The organism is Pseudomonas putida (genome assembly GCF_050989985.1).
In the GTDB taxonomy this organism is placed as follows: domain Bacteria; phylum Pseudomonadota; class Gammaproteobacteria; order Pseudomonadales; family Pseudomonadaceae; genus Aquipseudomonas; species Aquipseudomonas putida_AI.
In genome coordinates, this window is the sequence record NZ_CP158815.1 from 3,604,146 (window position 1) to 3,619,334 (window position 15,189).

At 62.2% G+C, this 15,189-nt stretch carries 12 protein-coding genes; 5 read left to right on the forward strand and 7 right to left on the reverse strand.

The annotated features are described in order from the left end of the window. Positions 1-272 precede the first annotated feature (272 nt). The 6 genes from ABTV29_RS16635 to ABTV29_RS16660 form a co-directional block, all read right to left on the reverse strand. Positions 273-2,534, reverse strand: coding sequence for an ATP-binding protein (locus tag ABTV29_RS16635; RefSeq protein ID WP_433765539.1), 2,262 nt, complete (start codon positions 2,532-2,534; stop codon positions 273-275). Further along, positions 2,531-3,316, reverse strand: a complete 786-nt coding sequence (locus ABTV29_RS16640; protein WP_433765541.1) for a substrate-binding periplasmic protein — start codon at positions 3,314-3,316, stop codon at positions 2,531-2,533. The genes ABTV29_RS16635 and ABTV29_RS16640 overlap by 4 nt, the downstream gene beginning before the upstream one ends. A gap of 4 nt (positions 3,317-3,320) precedes the next feature. Next, a complete protein-coding gene (locus ABTV29_RS16645) occupies positions 3,321-4,037 on the reverse strand; it encodes a response regulator (RefSeq protein WP_433765543.1) in 717 nt (238 codons plus the stop codon). 139 nt (positions 4,038-4,176) lie between these two features. Beyond that, entirely contained in the window at positions 4,177-4,821 is a 645-nt protein-coding gene (locus ABTV29_RS16650) for a TetR family transcriptional regulator C-terminal domain-containing protein (RefSeq protein WP_433765545.1), read from the reverse strand. Between the two features lie 262 nt (positions 4,822-5,083). Further along, entirely contained in the window at positions 5,084-5,866 is a 783-nt protein-coding gene (locus ABTV29_RS16655) for a class II aldolase/adducin family protein (protein ID WP_433765547.1), read from the reverse strand. 73 nt (positions 5,867-5,939) lie between these two features. Then, positions 5,940-6,989, reverse strand: a complete 1,050-nt coding sequence (locus ABTV29_RS16660) for an ABC transporter substrate-binding protein (RefSeq protein WP_433765549.1) — start codon at positions 6,987-6,989, stop codon at positions 5,940-5,942. Positions 6,990-7,301: 312 nt separating this feature from the next. Between ABTV29_RS16660 and ABTV29_RS16665 the strand changes: the two genes are divergently transcribed. Next, complete coding sequence (locus ABTV29_RS16665; protein WP_433765551.1) at positions 7,302-9,257, forward strand: FAD-dependent oxidoreductase; 1,956 nt, start codon at positions 7,302-7,304, stop codon at positions 9,255-9,257. Between the two features lie 178 nt (positions 9,258-9,435). Then, entirely contained in the window at positions 9,436-10,032 is a 597-nt protein-coding gene (locus ABTV29_RS16670; RefSeq protein ID WP_433765553.1) for a cupin domain-containing protein, read from the forward strand. Here the strand turns inward: ABTV29_RS16670 and ABTV29_RS16675 are convergent. Continuing rightward, positions 10,029-10,970: a helix-turn-helix domain-containing protein gene (locus ABTV29_RS16675; RefSeq protein ID WP_433765555.1), complete on the reverse strand. Its 942-nt coding sequence runs from the start codon at positions 10,968-10,970 to the stop codon at positions 10,029-10,031. The two genes, ABTV29_RS16670 and ABTV29_RS16675, sit on opposite strands and share 4 nt — an antisense overlap. A gap of 160 nt (positions 10,971-11,130) precedes the next feature. On the opposite strand from ABTV29_RS16675, the gene ABTV29_RS16680 reads away from it, so the two are divergent. The 3 genes from ABTV29_RS16680 to ABTV29_RS16690 all read left to right on the forward strand — a co-directional run bounded on the left by ABTV29_RS16680 (position 11,131) and on the right by ABTV29_RS16690 (position 15,029). Then, positions 11,131-12,489, forward strand: coding sequence for a glutamine synthetase family protein (locus tag ABTV29_RS16680; RefSeq protein ID WP_433765557.1), 1,359 nt, complete (start codon positions 11,131-11,133; stop codon positions 12,487-12,489). A 153-nt stretch (positions 12,490-12,642) separates the two neighbouring features. Continuing rightward, on the forward strand, positions 12,643-13,731 hold the full coding sequence (locus ABTV29_RS16685) for a polyamine ABC transporter substrate-binding protein (protein ID WP_433765559.1): 1,089 nt from the start codon (positions 12,643-12,645) through the stop codon (positions 13,729-13,731). Then, complete coding sequence (locus tag ABTV29_RS16690; protein WP_433765561.1) at positions 13,728-15,029, forward strand: NAD(P)/FAD-dependent oxidoreductase; 1,302 nt, start codon at positions 13,728-13,730, stop codon at positions 15,027-15,029. The genes ABTV29_RS16685 and ABTV29_RS16690 overlap by 4 nt, the downstream gene beginning before the upstream one ends. Positions 15,030-15,189: the final 160 nt, after the last annotated feature.

The following is a 15,189-nucleotide window of genomic DNA, read 5'->3' on the forward strand; positions in this document are numbered from 1 at the left end:
GGGAAGGATTAGCTTTACGGCGGTTCATTATTATTATCTCCAATAAGCTTCGAAGACCGCGCTGCGGCGGTTGCGTCGATTATTGGAAAGCCATGTAAGGCCCTGTTGAACGTAAAGATCAAAGATGTAAAAAGTCGTAACAACCTTGTACACATTTCCCTGTGGGAGCGAGCCTGCTCGCGAAGGGGACCTGACAGTCGATATTTGTGTTGACTGATACACCGCATTCGCGAGCAGGCTCGCTCCCACAGTGGATTTCGGTGTGCCTGGGATTATCTCGGCAACAGGTCCTCGAGGATTTGCAGCGCCCGCTGCATTTGCGCGTGAACGGTCGGCGCCAGCCCACGGATCGCCGCTTCATCGTTGCCCAGCGCCGCCGTTTCCAGCTCTCGCAATACCGAAGCCAGCCCACAAAAACCCAACGAATCACCACTGCCCGCCAGACGGTGCGCCAATTGCACGACCTCCGTGCAATCGTCGGCCTCGATCGCTTCGTCCAGTGCTTCACGATGCTGGAGGATCGAATCGCGCAACACGGTCAACAAACCCTGCACTTTCTGCTCCCCGAGCAAGGTGCGATGGGTTTGCAGCAGTTGCCAGTCCATGCTCCCGCCCGCTTGCAGGGGTTCCCTGGCCGTGGCCTGCCCCGCCAGCACCTGGCGCAGGCTTTCCAGCTTCAGCGGCTTGGCGAGGATGCCGTCCATGCCGGCGTCCAGGTAGCCGCGGACCAAGGCCGGCTGGACGCTGGCAGTCAGCGCGATCATCGGAGTCTGGCGATTCGGCCCGTCGCTGCTGCGCAATTGGCTGCACAGCTCAACCCCGCTCATGCCCGGCAGATGCACATCCAGCAGGATCAGATCGAAGGTCCGCCCGACACACTGGCGCATCGCATGTTCTGCATCCTCGGCGAGCCACACCCGGTGCCCGTCCCGTTGCAGCAAGCCCTCGGCGACTTCACGGTTGAGCGCCACATCCTCGACCACCAGAATGTCCAGCGCCGCACCCGGCGTACTCACCATCGCCGGCTCGATGACATCGCTGGCCGGCTGCAAGGTCAGCTCGAACCAGAAGCAACTGCCGCGCCCGACTTCGCTGCTGACCCCGATGCTGCCGCCCATGTACTCCACCAGATGTTTGCAGATCGCCAAACCCAACCCGGTCCCGCCGAAGCGCTGGGCGATTTCTTCGCTGGCCTGGGTGAAGCGCTCAAAAATCTTCGCCTGCATTGCCGGCGAAATACCGATGCCGTTGTCCGTGACGCTGACCCGCAGGTGCTGGCCGTCCTGCCCTTCAGCCTGGGTGAGCAAGGCCACCTCGACGCTGACTTCGCCGTCTTCGGTGAACTTGATCGCGTTGGCCAGCAGGTTGCTGAGGATCTGCCGTAAAAATTGCTCGGCACCGTGGTGACGCGGCGCCAGCCGCTCATCGACCCGGCACAGCAGGATGGTCTGGTTGCTCAACGCCTTGGGCTCGAGCAGCGTCAGCACTTCGTCGAGCAATTGGCGGATCGAAAAGTCCACCGGTTCCGGCAGGCTCGCGCCCTCCTCCAGCCTGGCAAAAAACAGCACTTCGTTGAGGATGCTCAGCAGCCCTTCACCGGCCTTGTGCAAGGCATCCAGGCGCTTGCTGTCCTGCTGATTGAGGCTGGCGCCACGGAGCAGTTCGGCCATGCCGAGAATGCCGTTGAGCGGCGTGCGCAATTCGTGGCTCATGGTTGCCAGGAATCGCGACTTGGCCTGGTTGGCCGCCTCGGCTTCTTCCTTGGCGCGCATCAGGCTGGCGGTGCGCCGCTCGACCTTGCGCTGCAGTTCATCGCGATTGTCCTGCAAGGCCAGGCGATCGCTTTCCCGGCGGTCGATGTCACTGAGGATCGCCCGGCGCATGTCATCCAGGGCGTGGGCCACGGTATCGATTTCGTCTGCCTGGGCGCTGCGTCGCTTGTCCAGGCGCAGCGGTTCGTGCCAGTCGCCGCTGGCAATGCGCCGGGCGAAGTCGGCCATGACTTGCAGGTGCCGGGTGACCAGGCGATAGAACAGCCCCGACAGCGCCACCGCCAGGCCGCAAAGAAACGCGCCCATCCACAACAGGCTGGTCAAACCGCTGGCGTACAGACGCTGGTAAACCGCGCCCAGATCGGTGCTGACTTCAAGTTCGCCAAGGTGGCGCAACGGGCCGGATGGCGGCTGGTAGTCGAGGGGGAAACGCTCGATGCGCAATGGTCCGACAGGGTCAGGATTGCCTTGCAGCAAGTCGTAATCGGCACTGGTCAGGTGCACCCGCGCCACGTCGGAGAAATCCACCAGGCCGCGCAATTGCACATTCAACTGTTCCTGGTTCAGATCCCACAGGCTGCGTTCCAGGCTCGCCAGATAGCCGGCGCGGATCAGCTCCATGCGCGAGTCGATATCACGCATTTCCCGACGATATTCGATGTACAGCTGCACGCTGCTGGCGAGTACGGTGAAGCACAGGCTGAACAACAGAATGAACAGCAGCAGGCGCCGTAGCAGACCACCGGGACGGGCCTTGATCATCGCGCATTCGCCGGCAGGTTGATCATGTCGCGGTAGGTCACTTCGCTTTCATTGAGCAGGCGCTCGATGTCGCCGGCATCCACCATGCGCTGCAGTTGCGCATTGATGTCCGGCATGCGCGTGGCCAGCGGCGAAAGACGCGAAACGGCGACCCGCAGGTAATCGACGCTCAGGGCATTGGGCAAGGCGACGATGTCTTGCGCGCCGGGCAGGTTTTCCACGTAGAGCTGGCCGGTGCGGCGCTCCTGGGTGATGAAATCGATGCGTCCACGGATCAGCTTGCCGAAGTTCTGGCGGCTGTCCGAAACCCATTCGATGTTGTTGTTTTGCGCCACCATGCGATCAAATTCCGGGCCGTAGCTTTCACCGAACAGCAAGCCGCCACGGTAATGGGCCAGGTCCTCGAGTCGTTCGAACTTCACCGGGTGCTGGCGATTGATGAACAAGGCCACTTCTTCGCGCAATACAGGCACCGTGGAAAACAGCATGCTGCGTAAACGCTCAGTGCTGCTGTACGCCAGCACCACGTCGACCCGGCCTTCGGCGGCATCGAGCAGGCAGCGTTTCCAGTTGCCCAGCACGACGATCTCGACCTCGTAGCCCAATTGGCCGAACAGCTTTTTCACCACGCTCGGCGCCAGGCCACGAACCTGCTTGCCGTCGCTCCAGGAAATCGGTGGATAGACCGGATAATCGCAGTAGCGCACCTTCTCCACCGCCTGCGCCTGGTTGCCGGCGACCAGCGCCAGCATCAGCCAGAGCAGTCGCCTCAACGCTGCCATGCCTTCATGCCGCCAGGCTGGCGGTGAACAGGTAACCGGCGCCGTGGATGGTGATGATCAATTGCGGTTCGGCGGGATCGTCGTGCAACTTGCGGCGCAAGCGGCCCACCAGGACGTCGATGGAGCGGTCGTTGGGCACCCATTCGCGGTTGCGGATCTGGTCCATCAACTGATCGCGACTGAGGGTGTGGCCGCTGTTGCGCAGGAACACGCTGAGCAACTGGTACTCGCCGTGGGTCAGCAGGGTTTCACCGCCCGCCGGATCGATCAGGCGGCGACGGTCGGTGTCCAGCGCCCAGTCGGCGAACTGCTTGACCGGCCGGGAGACCGCCGCCACGGGGGCCGGCGATTGCGCATGGCGAACCCGGCGAATCAGGTTCTTCGCCCGGGACACCAGTTCCCGTGGATTGAGGGGTTTGATCACGTAGTCATCGGCGCCGCATTCGAGGCCGACGATGCGGTCGACTTCATCGTTGCGCCCAGTGATCAGGATGATCCCCACCTCCGAACGCACCCGCAGTTCGCGGGTCAGGGTCAGGCCGTCCTTGCCCGGCAAGCGGATATCGAGCATGACCAGATCCACGGTCTGGCTGGCCAGGAAGGTTTCGGCCAGCTCCGCCGTGGCGGCGCAATGAACTTCGTAGCCTTCCTGGGACAGGTAGGCATGCAAAAGATCGCGAATCAGCGGATCGTCATCGACGATCAGTACCCGAGGAGTCATTGCTGGGTGTCCTGCACAGGCCCGAAGGCGTATTTCTTATTAGAGTGTTTTGTTACGTGTGCGCCAGAGAGTATCTACAGCTGAACGGTCGATCAACAGCTGCTCGTCTACGCGCTGCCTACCGTGTCGCCGTTCGTCGCTACACGGCCTTCGTCACACAAAAGCGCTGGCGACCGCCAGCCTGCAAACCGTCGACCCAGGCCTCGCAAATCTGGATGCCCTGTTCCGGGGTAAAGGTGCCCGGGTTCAGGCCGGACTCCAACCACAGGCCATCGAGCAAGGCACTGAGGCTGATCGCGGCGAGGTCGGCGTCGAAATTTTCCCAGCCTTCTTCCTGCGCCAACTCGGTCAACGCCTTGCACAGGATCGCGCGGTACTCGCCATAGGAATGGTCGTGGGCCTTGTTGATGGCCTCGGCGGTCTTCACCGCGCCCCAGAACGCCAGCCAGGCGTCGATCAGCTGCGGATCGAGCAGTTCGGCGGAGAACGAACCACGGAAAAACGCCGACAGCCGCTCGCGGGCATTGGGCGCCGCCTGCTCCATGGCATCGCGCAGCAGGGTCATGACCCGGCTGGTGATCGACATGTAGGCCTCGGCCACCAGTTCGTCCTTGCCGGAATAGTGATGGCTGATCAGCCCCACCGACACACCGGCCTCGGCGGAAATCTTGCGGATCGAAGCGCCCTGGAAGCCGTGACGCTTGAGGCACACCAGCGTCGCCTCGATCAGATTGGCCTTGCGCAACTCCGGTTCCATGCGGGAAAAACGGGCTTCCTGATTCATGGCGACATGCTCCTGGATTCAGTCATGGGGCTCGCTTTTTTTTGGCGAGCTGAACGACTGTACAGCAAGAGCCCATGCAGGAGCGAGTCTGCTTGCGATGAGGCGGCAGCTTCAACATCTTCATTGGCTGACGCACCGCATCGCGAGCAGGCTCGCTCCTACAATTGATCGGTGTCGTAAACAAATTCAGCGCCCACTGAAGATCCCCTGTAGGAGCGAGCCTGCTCGCGATGAGGCCAGCCCATTCAACCGAGAATCCCGCTCAATCCCGATACCCCGGCGCCACCCGATCCAGCATCCGCAACAACGCCGCCCACGCCAGTTGCATGGCATCCGGGTCGGTCAGCTCACCCTCCTCCAGCGGCCGCCCCGGGTCGTTGAACTGGCGCTCGGTGTGCTCGCACACCTCAGCCGGTGGCAATACCAGCTCCCCGGCAGCCTGCGCAGCCAGCTGAATTTCACAGGCCTTTTCCAGGTAATACATACGCAGGAATGCCTGGCTCACCGTCTCGCCCACGGTCAGCAAACCATGGTTGCGCAACATCAACACCGGCTTGTCGCCCATGTCCGCCACCAGCCGCCGCTGCTCGCTCATGTCCAGCGCCACGCCTTCATAGTCGTGGTAAGCGACCTTGCCGTAGAACTCCATGGAAATCTGGTTCACCGGCAGCAACCCGCACTTCAACGCGGCCACGGCACAACCGGCCTTGGTGTGAGTGTGCAATACGCATTGCGCATCCTCCCGGGCCCCGTGAATCGCGCTGTGGATCACGAAGCCTGCCGGGTTGACCGGGTATGGCGACGGCTCAACAGCCCGGCCATTCAAGTCGATTTTGACGAGATTCGACGCGGTGATTTCATCGAACATCAGCCCATAAGGGTTGATCAGAAAATGATGCTCCGGCCCCGGCAAACGCACCGAAATATGGGTGAAGATCAAATCCGTCATGCGGAAATGCGCAATCAGGCGATAACAGGCGGCCAGTTCTTCGCGCAGGCGCTGTTCAATGGTGCTGCGCACAGGCGCGGCAGTCAGGTCATTCATTGTTATGGTTCTCCAGGCAGATCGGCTGGCAGACATTACGGCTGGACGTGCACCGACGTCCAGCCGCCGTCGTTTACTTGCTGGCCCAGGCGTTGAAGCGTTCCTCAAGCTCCTCGCCATGATCGACCCAGAAGCCGACGTTCATCGACAGCGCACCCTTGAGGTTCTGCGGTGCGGTCGGCACCCACTTGGCCAGTTTGTCGTCCAGCTGCGCGGCAGCCAGGGTGTTGGTCGGCCCGTAAGGGATCAGGTTCACATAGTTGACTTGGTTATCCGGCTGATTGGTAAACGCGATAAAGCGCTTGGCCTGATCAACATGTTTGGAGCCCTTGATGATCGCCCAGTAATCCATGCCGTACAGGCTGCCAGGCCAGACCAGGCCAAGGTGGCTGCCTTTTTGCGCGGCGTCGGCGATGCGCCCGCTGTAGGTCGAGGTCATTACCACGTCGCCCGACATCAGCCATTGAGGGGGCTGCGCGCCGGCTTCCCACCACTGGATGTTGGGCTTGAGTTCGGTCAGTTTGGCGAACGCGCGGTCTACGCCTTGCGGAGTGGCGAGTACCTTGTAGACGTCTTCGGTTTTCACCCCGTCGGCAAGCAAGGCGAATTCCAGGTTGTACACCGCACGCTTGCGCAGCCCGCGCTTGCCGGGGGTTTTCTTCACGTCCCAGAAATCGGCCCACGAAGTCGGGGCTTGCGCCAGTTTGTCGGTGTCGTAGGCAATCGCCACGCTCCAGACCATTGCCGCCGATCCACATTCCTGTGCCGCTTCGGGGATCAACTGGTCGGCACGCCCCAGTCGCGTCCAGTCAAGGCGCTCGTACATGCCCTCTTCGCAACCGCGCATCAGGTCCGGGCCTTCGATCTGCACCACGTCCCAATCGACGTTGCCGGTGTCGACCATCACTTTGATCTTCGCCATCTCGCCGTTGTATTCGGCCTGCATGACCTTGCTTTGATCCAGCGTGGCAAAAGGCTGGAAGAACGCCGCGTCGAGGGCTTTCTGCCCGGCCCCGCCGTATCCGACCACCACCATGTCCGATCCTGCCTGAGCGTTGCCCAGGCCCAAGGCCATGGACAACACCAAGGGATAAAAACCGTGCTTGAGCGTTCGCGATTTCATCAAAGGTTCCTCTTGCGGGTGCCGTCCGGACTGACACCGGAATGGCCCTTTTTATTGTTGTGAGGTTAGGCCCGGGAGCGGGCTCGGAATGAAACTACTGCAAGCCACAGTAAAAAAACAAGTTGATTTTTTACTGCCGGTAAATTTCTATAGAACAATAATAACAACCGAAAACCTGATACCTCTGTAGTAGCGAGCCTGCTCGCGATGGACGTTAACGAAAACGCGGGCCGCCTGATTCCCCGCGGTGCCCGGACTTCCATCGCGAGCAGGCTCGCTCCCACAAAGGCCAGCCCGCTGGAGTAGCCGTACATGTCGACCCCTGCCTTCGCGCACCTGTTCGAACCCTTGCAGATCCGTGGCAAGCGCCTGAAAAACCGCATCATGTCCAGCGGGCACGACACCTCGATGCCCACCGACAACCTGGTCAACGAACAGTTGATCGCCTATCACCGGGCGCGTGCCGAAGGCGGTGCGGGGCTGATCGTGCTGCAAGTGGCCGGCGTGCATGACAGCGCGCGCTACACCTCCCACGTGCTGATGGCCACCGACGACGCCTGCATCGAGGGCTACCGGAAAATCGCCGACACCTGCCATGCCCACGGCACCGTGGTGCTGTCCCAGGTGTTCCATCCGGGGCGGGAAATCATGGAGTCCAGCGATGGCTTGCTGGCCGTGGCCTACTCCGCCTCGGCGGTGCCCAACGAGCGCTTCCGGGTGATGCCACGGGCGCTGGATCAAGGGATGATCGACGAGATTGTCGCCGGCTATGCCGCAGCTGCCAGGCGCCTGCATCAGGCCGGGATCGACGGCGTGGAAGTGGTGGCCAGCCACGGCTACCTGCCAGCGCAATTCATCAATCCGCGGGTCAACCGCCGCACCGATGGCTACAACGGTGAACTGGACCAACGCCTGCGTTTCCTGCGGGAAGTGATTGCGGCGATTCGCGCCAGCACCGACGAGGACTTCATCGTCGGCCTGCGGATTTCCGCCGACGAGCGCGACCCCGAAGGCCTGACCGAAGACGAATCCCTGGCCGCCGTGCAATCGCTGCAAGGGCAACTGGATTACGTGCACATCGTTGCCGGCACCTCGGCGTCCCTGGGCGGCGCGGTGCACATCGTGCCGCCGATGGCCATCGAAGCGGCGTACCTGGCCAAGGAAGCCGGCACCTTCAAGGCCAGCCTGGACATTCCCCTGTTCGTCACCGGGCGCATCAACCAGCCCCAGGAAGCCGAACTGATCATCGCCCGTGGCCAGGCCGACGTCTGCGGCATGACCCGTGCGCTGATCTGCGACCCGCAAATGCCCAACAAGACCGACACCGGCCATGTCGAAGACGTGCGCGCGTGCATCGCCTGCAACCAGGCCTGTATCGGTCACTTCCACAAAGGGCTGCCGATTTCCTGCATCCAGGCCCCGGAAACCGGGCGCGAGCTGACTTTCGGTCAGCGTCAGGCGGCAAAAACCCGCAAGCGCATCATGATTGCCGGCGGTGGCCCGGCCGGCATGAAAGCCGCTGCCGTGGCGGCGCAACGCGGGCATGATGTAACGCTGTACGAAGCCAGCTCGCAACTCGGTGGCCAGGTCCTGCTCGCGCAGTTACTGCCACGGCGCAGCGAGTTCGGCGGCGCCAGTACCAACCTGCAACGGGAAATGGAACTGGCCGGGGTGCGCGTGGTACGTAACACCCGGGTCGACCGGGCCCTGGTGGAGCAGGAAAAACCCGACATGGTGATCGTCGCGACCGGTGCCGAACCCTACTGGCCGCACTTCGAACGCGGCGGTGAATTGCAGGTAGTGGATGCCTGGCAAGTCCTGCGTGATGAGGTGAAGATCGGCCGTTCGGTGGTGGTGGTGGACTGGCGCTGCGACTGGATCGGCCCCGGTATCGCCGAGCGCCTGACCCGTGCCGGGCATCAGGTGCAACTGGCCGTCAACGGCACCCATTGCGGGGAAAACCTGCCGCTGTACGTGCGCGATCAACTGGCTGGCGAGCTGCACAAACTGGGCATCCCGATCACCCCTTACGCGCGGCTGTACGGCTGCGATGACAACACCGTCTACCTGCAGCACACCGCCAGTGGCGAAGCGATGCTGATGGAAAATATCGACACGCTGGTGCTGTGCCAGGGCCATCAGCCAGTGGATACCCTGGGCGATGAATTGAAAGGACTGGTGGAATACCGCCGCATCGGCGACTGCCTGGCGCCGCGCACGGCCGAAGAAGCGATTTATGAAGGGCTGAAGGTCGCGTGGGAGCTTTGAGGCTGTTTATACTCCGGGGCTTTGACGGCTAACACCGCCCCTGTAGGAGCGAGCCTGCTCGCGATGGACTCAAAAACGCCGCGTTGAACCAGAATGCACGCGTCATCGTTGGCGACCATCGCGAGCAGGCTCGCTCCTACAGGGTGCGGTACAGCCCCTCCCCGGTTCGGAATCGACCATGAGCAACAACAGCACGACACAACCGGCCACCGGCGCCGCCGAACAGCACTTTCTCGGCACCCGCATTCGCGGCCTGCGCAAACGCCGGGGCATGACCCTGGCGGAACTGGCGCAACAGAGCGAACTCACCGCCGGCTACATCAGCCAGCTGGAACGCAACCTCGCCTACCCGTCGATCCCGGCGCTGTTCAACATTGCCCGCAGCCTGGGGGTGACGATCCAGTGGTTCTTCGCCAGCGAAGCCAACACCAACCCCGAAGACGATGGCGTGGTGGTGCGCAAGAACAGTCGCCTGAGCGTGCATTACGAGGATGGCATCGTCGATCAGTTGCTGACCCCGCCGCCCAACCGCCAACTGGAGATGCTCCACTCGCGCTTCCCGCCGGGCACCTACAGCCAGCAAAGTTACAGCCACGAAGGCGAAGAAGCCGGTTACCTGTTGTCCGGCCAATTCGAGCTATGGGTGGGCGAGCGTTATTTCCAGCTCAACGAAGGCGACAGCTTCAGCTTCTCCAGCCAGGAACCGCACCGCTACGGCAACCCCGGCGATGTGGACGCGGTGGTGATCTGGGTGATCACCCCACCGACCTTCTAACGCCGCCCGCGCCCAGGCGCAGTGACACTCGCACGCTTGAGAGTGTCGCTGGGCAATTCCTTGAACAGCGCGCGGTAGCTGCTGGAAAACCGCCCCAGATGCCAGAACGACCAGTGCATCGCCACTTCGGCGACGGTGGTTTGCGTGGGCGTTCGGCTGAGCAGTTCACGCCGCGCACTGTTGAGGCGGCGCAGGCGCAGCCATTGGCTCGGCGCCATGCCGGTGTAGGCCTTGAAGGCGTGTTGCAACTGCCGCAATGAGACCCCGGCGACCTGGGACAGCTCCAGCAGATTCAAATGTTCTTCCGGGGTATCCGCCGCCCATTCCCCCACCCGCTTCATGATCGCCCGCTCCCCCGCCCGGCGCTGCAATGCGCCCTGGTCGAGACAGACACAGGCGTTGTCGAGGATGAACAGACAGTCCTCCAGCAACTGCTCGGTCAGCGCCTCTCTACTAGGCGGGTCGATGGTTTGCGACAAGCGCGTCAGGGTGCCGCTGAGCCAGCGACTGAACAGGCTGTTCTGTTGGGAATTGAGCGGCGCGAGGAACAACCCTTCGAGGCGGGCGATATCCAGCGCGTGACGCTGGACAAACTCCGGGCCGAACACCACGGCGATTTCCTGATAGTTCTCCGGGGTGATCCAGATGTTGCGGCTTTCGCCATTCAACACGTACAGCGCGTTGTCGCTGCGATCAAAACAGAACGCCAGCGAGCCCGGTGGCGCGCTGAAATTCTGCTCGACCCGGGTGTTCATCGACTCTTCGTAAATCTCCACGCCCTGCAAATCCAGATAGCGCACCTGCCCGGCGAAATGCCCGGGGGACATCTGCTGGTAATGCTGGACCCAGCCCGGTGTGGCGCGGATTTGCTCGGCGACATCGGCGGTGTTGAAGGCTTGCACCTGGAGTGAATTGCACACGTTCGTGAGGGTGGTCATGGGTGGCCTTACGCACTCTTTTGGTGCGCTTTGTCCTGCTTAAAGTGGATAGATGGAACTCGAAGGCTCGCCCAAGATAGTCGTCAACGCGCCACAGGGGAAGCGCCTGACAGATGAATCGACCTTCCCCCGCGTTAATAAAACCAATAACGAGGTCTTTATGAATGCCCCTTTCGATCAGCTGTTCACTTGGCTGAAAGATCACAAGATTACCGAAGTCGAGTGCGTCGTCAGCGACCTGACCGGCATTGCACGCGGCAAAATCGCACCCACCAACAAGTTCCTGCATGAGCGAGGCATGCGCCTGCCGGAAAGTGTGCTTTTGCAAACGGTAACCGGGGACTTTGTCGACGACGACATCTACTACGACCTGCTGGACCCGGCCGACATCGACATGGTCTGCAAGCCGGTTTCCGACGCGGTGTACGTGGTTCCATGGGCCATCGAGCCGACCGCCATCGTGATTCACGACACCTTCGACAAGTTCGGCAACCCGATCGAACTGTCGCCGCGCAACGTGCTGAAGAAAGTGCTGCAGCTGTACACCGACAAGGGCTGGAAGCCGATCGTTGCGCCGGAAATGGAGTTTTACCTGACCCAGCGCTGCGAAGACCCGGACTTGCCGCTCAAGGCGCCGCTGGGCCGTTCGGGTCGCGCGGAAAGTGGTCGTCAGTCGTTCTCCATCGATGCCGCCAACGAGTTCGACCCGCTGTTCGAAGACGTCTATGACTGGTGCGAGCTACAAGGCCTGGACCTCGACACGCTGATCCACGAAGACGGCCCGGCGCAGATGGAAATCAACTTCCGTCACGGCGACGCGCTGGACCTGGCGGACCAGATCACCGTGTTCAAGCGCACCCTGCGCGAAGCGGCGCTCAAGCACAACGTGACGGCGACCTTCATGGCCAAGCCGATCGGCGACGAGCCCGGCAGCGCCATGCACATTCACCAGAGCGTGGTGGACATCGCTACCGGCCAGCCGATCTTCGCCGATGCCGACGGGAAGATGAGCGACCTGTTCCGCCAGCACATCGGCGGCCTGCAGAAGTACATCCCCAAGGTGCTGCCGATGTTCGCCCCCAACGTCAACTCGTTCCGCCGTTTCCTGCCGGACACGTCGGCGCCGGTGAACGTCGAATGGGGCGAAGAAAACCGCACCGTCGGCCTGCGCGTGCCGACTTCCGGCCCCGAGGCGATGCGCGTGGAAAACCGCCTGCCGGGCGCCGACGCCAACCCGTACCTGGCCATCGCCGCCAGCCTGCTGTGCGGCTACATCGGCATGGTCGAAGGCATCGAACCGAGCGCCGCGGTCGAGGGTCGCGCCTATGAACGCCGCAACCTGCGCCTGCCGATCACCATCGAAGACGCCCTGACCCAGATGGAAGAATGTGACGCCATCGGCCGCTACCTGGGCAGCAAGTTCGTACGTGGCTACGTCGCGGTGAAACGCGCCGAACACGAGAACTTCAAGCGCGTGATCAGCTCGTGGGAGCGTGAGTTCCTGTTGCTGAGCGTCTGAGAACCCGGCGGCCTGTAAGGGCCCCATCGCGAGCAGGCTCGCTCCCACAGTTTGAAATGCATTCCCCTGTGGGAGCGAGCCTGCTCGCGATGACGGCTGCCAGAACACCAAAGAATCACCTGAAAAAAACCAATAATTCCAAGAGGTGTCGATATGCGTCTATTGAAATCCATGGTCCCGCTCGCGCTCACCGTTTTGTGCAGCGCCGTTGCCCAGGCCCAGCCCCAGGTCAGCGTCTACAACTGGACCGACTACATCGGCGAAACCACCCTCGCCGACTTCCAGGCGAAAACCGGGATCAAGGTGATCTACGACGTCTTCGATTCCAACGAAACCCTGGAAGGCAAGTTGCTTGCCGGGCGCACCGGCTATGACGTGGTGGTGCCGTCCAACCACTTCCTGGCACGGCAGGTGAAGGCCGGCGCTTTCCTCAAGCTGGACCGCGCCGAGCTGCCGAACTTCAAGAACCTCGACCCGAAACTGCTCGCCCTGCTGGAGAAGAACGATCCGGGCAACGAGCATTCCGTGCCGTACCTGTGGGGCACCAACGGCATCGGTTACAACGTCGACAAGGTCAAGCAAGTGCTGGGGATTGACCACATCGATTCCTGGGCCGTGCTGTTCGAGCCGGAAAACATCAAGAAGCTCAGCCAGTGCGGCGTATCGATGATGGACTCGGCGGACGAAGTGTTCCCGGCGGTGCTCAACTACATGGGCATGAACCCGCGCAGCGAAAACCCCGAAGACTTCAAGAAGGCCGAAGCCAAGCTGCTGAGCATCCGTCCCTACGTCACTTACTTCCACTCTTCCAAATACGTGTCGGACCTGGCCAACGGCGATATCTGCGTGGCCTTCGGTTACTCCGGCGACGTGTTCCAGGCTGCCAACCGCGCCAAGGAAGCCAAGAACAACGTGAACATCGCCTACGCCATCCCCAAGGAAGGCAGCAACCTGTGGTTCGACCTGCTGGCCATTCCCGCCGATGCCGGCAACCCGAAAGAAGCCCATGCGTTCATCAATAACCTGCTCGACCCGCAAGTGATCGCCAAGGTCAGCGCCTCGGTCGGCTACGCCAACCCGAACCCGCCGGCCAAGCAGTACATGGACGCTGAACTGGTCAACAACCCCGAGGTGTACCCGTCCCAGGAAGTCCTCGACAAGCTGTACATCTCGACCACGCCGCCGCAATCGATCATGCGCCTGATGACCCGTTCCTGGAGCAAAGTGAAGTCCAACCAATGAACCAGTACACCCAGGAACATACGCACTCTTACTACGCCGCCTCGGCCAACGGCCTGGCGCCTTTCCCCACGCTGGGCGAAGACCTGGTGGCGGATGTCTGCGTGATTGGCGGCGGTTTTACCGGCGTCAACACCGCGATAGAACTGGCCCAGCGCGGGCTCTCGGTGATTTTGCTGGAAGCCCGGCGGATTGGCTGGGGCGCCAGCGGGCGCAACGGCGGGCAACTGATTCGCGGCATCGGCCATGACGTCAGCGGCTTTGCCCGGCACGTCGGTGCCGAAGGCGTGGCTTATATGGAGCGTGCCGGTGTCGAATCGGTGGAGCTGGTGGGCCGCCGGATCCGGGAGCACGGCATTGATTGCGACCTGCGCTGGGGCTTTTGCGAACTGGCCAACACCCCGGCACAATTCGCCGGGCTCAGGGCTGAACAGGCACATCTGCAGGAATCCGGTTACGCCCACGAAACCCGCCTGGTCGAGCCCGGTCAGATCCGCGAGCAGGTGGTCAACGCCGGCGTCTATGCCGGTGGCTTGATCGACATGGGCTCCGGCCACCTGCACCCGCTGAACCTGGTTCTGGGCGAAGCCAAGCTTGCGCAATCCTTGGGTGTGCGAATCTACGAGCAGAGCCCGGTGCTGGAACTGATCCATGGCAGCACGGTGCAAGTGCGTTGCGCCGGTGGCACGGTGCGTGCCGGCAGTCTGGTGCTGGGCTGCAATGCCCATCTGGAAGAGCTCGAACCGAAACTCAGCGGCAAGGTGCTGCCGGCGGGCAGCTACATCATCGCCACCGAGCCCTTGACTGTGGAACAGGCCGCGCAATTGATCCCGCGCAACCTGGCGCTGTGCGACCAGAAAGTCGGCCTCGACTACTACCGGCTCTCGGCGGACCGGCGCCTGCTCTTCGGCGGTGCCTGCCATTACTCCGGGCGCGACCCACGGGACATCGCCGCGTACATGCGCCCGCAGATGCTCAAGGTCTTCCCGCAGCTGGCGAATGTGCGCATCGACTACCAGTGGGGCGGCAAGATCGGCATCACCGCCAATCGATTCCCCCAGGTCGGGCGCCTGAGCCAGCACCCCAACGTGTTCTATGCCCAGGGTTATTCCGGCCATGGCCTGAACGTGACGCACTGGTGCGCCAAATTGCTCGGCGAAGCGATCCATGCCGGCCACAGCCAGGGTTTCGACGTTTTCAGCGCCGTGCCGCACATGACCTTCCCCGGCGGCCGCGCCCTGCGCTCGCCACTGCTGGCCCTCGGTATGCTCTGGTATCGCATGCGCGAAGTGCTTGGCTGAAGCCAGCCAAGGCACAAACCCTGTAGGAGCGAGCTTGCTCGCGATTGGATCGTTCCCACGCTCTGCGTGGGAACGCCTCAAGGGACGCTCCGCGTTCCAGCTCTGGAAAGGGACGCGGAGCGTCCCGGGCCGCATTCCCACGCAGAGCGTGGGAACGATC

What these genes read in the sequence shown, in the direction of transcription:
- ABTV29_RS16635 (WP_433765539.1), bottom strand. Translation starts at nt 2,534, where the DNA reads ATGATCAAGGCCCGTCCCGGTGGTCTGCTACGGCGCCTGCTGCTGTTC.
- ABTV29_RS16640 (WP_433765541.1), bottom strand. Translation starts at nt 3,316, where the DNA reads ATGGCAGCGTTGAGGCGACTGCTCTGGCTGATGCTGGCGCTGGTCGCC.
- ABTV29_RS16645 (WP_433765543.1), bottom strand. Translation starts at nt 4,037, where the DNA reads ATGACTCCTCGGGTACTGATCGTCGATGACGATCCGCTGATTCGCGAT.
- ABTV29_RS16650 (WP_433765545.1), bottom strand. Translation starts at nt 4,821, where the DNA reads ATGAATCAGGAAGCCCGTTTTTCCCGCATGGAACCGGAGTTGCGCAAG.
- ABTV29_RS16655 (WP_433765547.1), bottom strand. Translation starts at nt 5,866, where the DNA reads ATGAATGACCTGACTGCCGCGCCTGTGCGCAGCACCATTGAACAGCGC.
- ABTV29_RS16660 (WP_433765549.1), bottom strand. Translation starts at nt 6,989, where the DNA reads ATGAAATCGCGAACGCTCAAGCACGGTTTTTATCCCTTGGTGTTGTCC.
- ABTV29_RS16665 (WP_433765551.1), top strand. Translation starts at nt 7,302, where the DNA reads ATGTCGACCCCTGCCTTCGCGCACCTGTTCGAACCCTTGCAGATCCGT.
- ABTV29_RS16670 (WP_433765553.1), top strand. Translation starts at nt 9,436, where the DNA reads ATGAGCAACAACAGCACGACACAACCGGCCACCGGCGCCGCCGAACAG.
- ABTV29_RS16675 (WP_433765555.1), bottom strand. Translation starts at nt 10,970, where the DNA reads ATGACCACCCTCACGAACGTGTGCAATTCACTCCAGGTGCAAGCCTTC.
- ABTV29_RS16680 (WP_433765557.1), top strand. Translation starts at nt 11,131, where the DNA reads ATGAATGCCCCTTTCGATCAGCTGTTCACTTGGCTGAAAGATCACAAG.
- ABTV29_RS16685 (WP_433765559.1), top strand. Translation starts at nt 12,643, where the DNA reads ATGCGTCTATTGAAATCCATGGTCCCGCTCGCGCTCACCGTTTTGTGC.
- ABTV29_RS16690 (WP_433765561.1), top strand. Translation starts at nt 13,728, where the DNA reads ATGAACCAGTACACCCAGGAACATACGCACTCTTACTACGCCGCCTCG.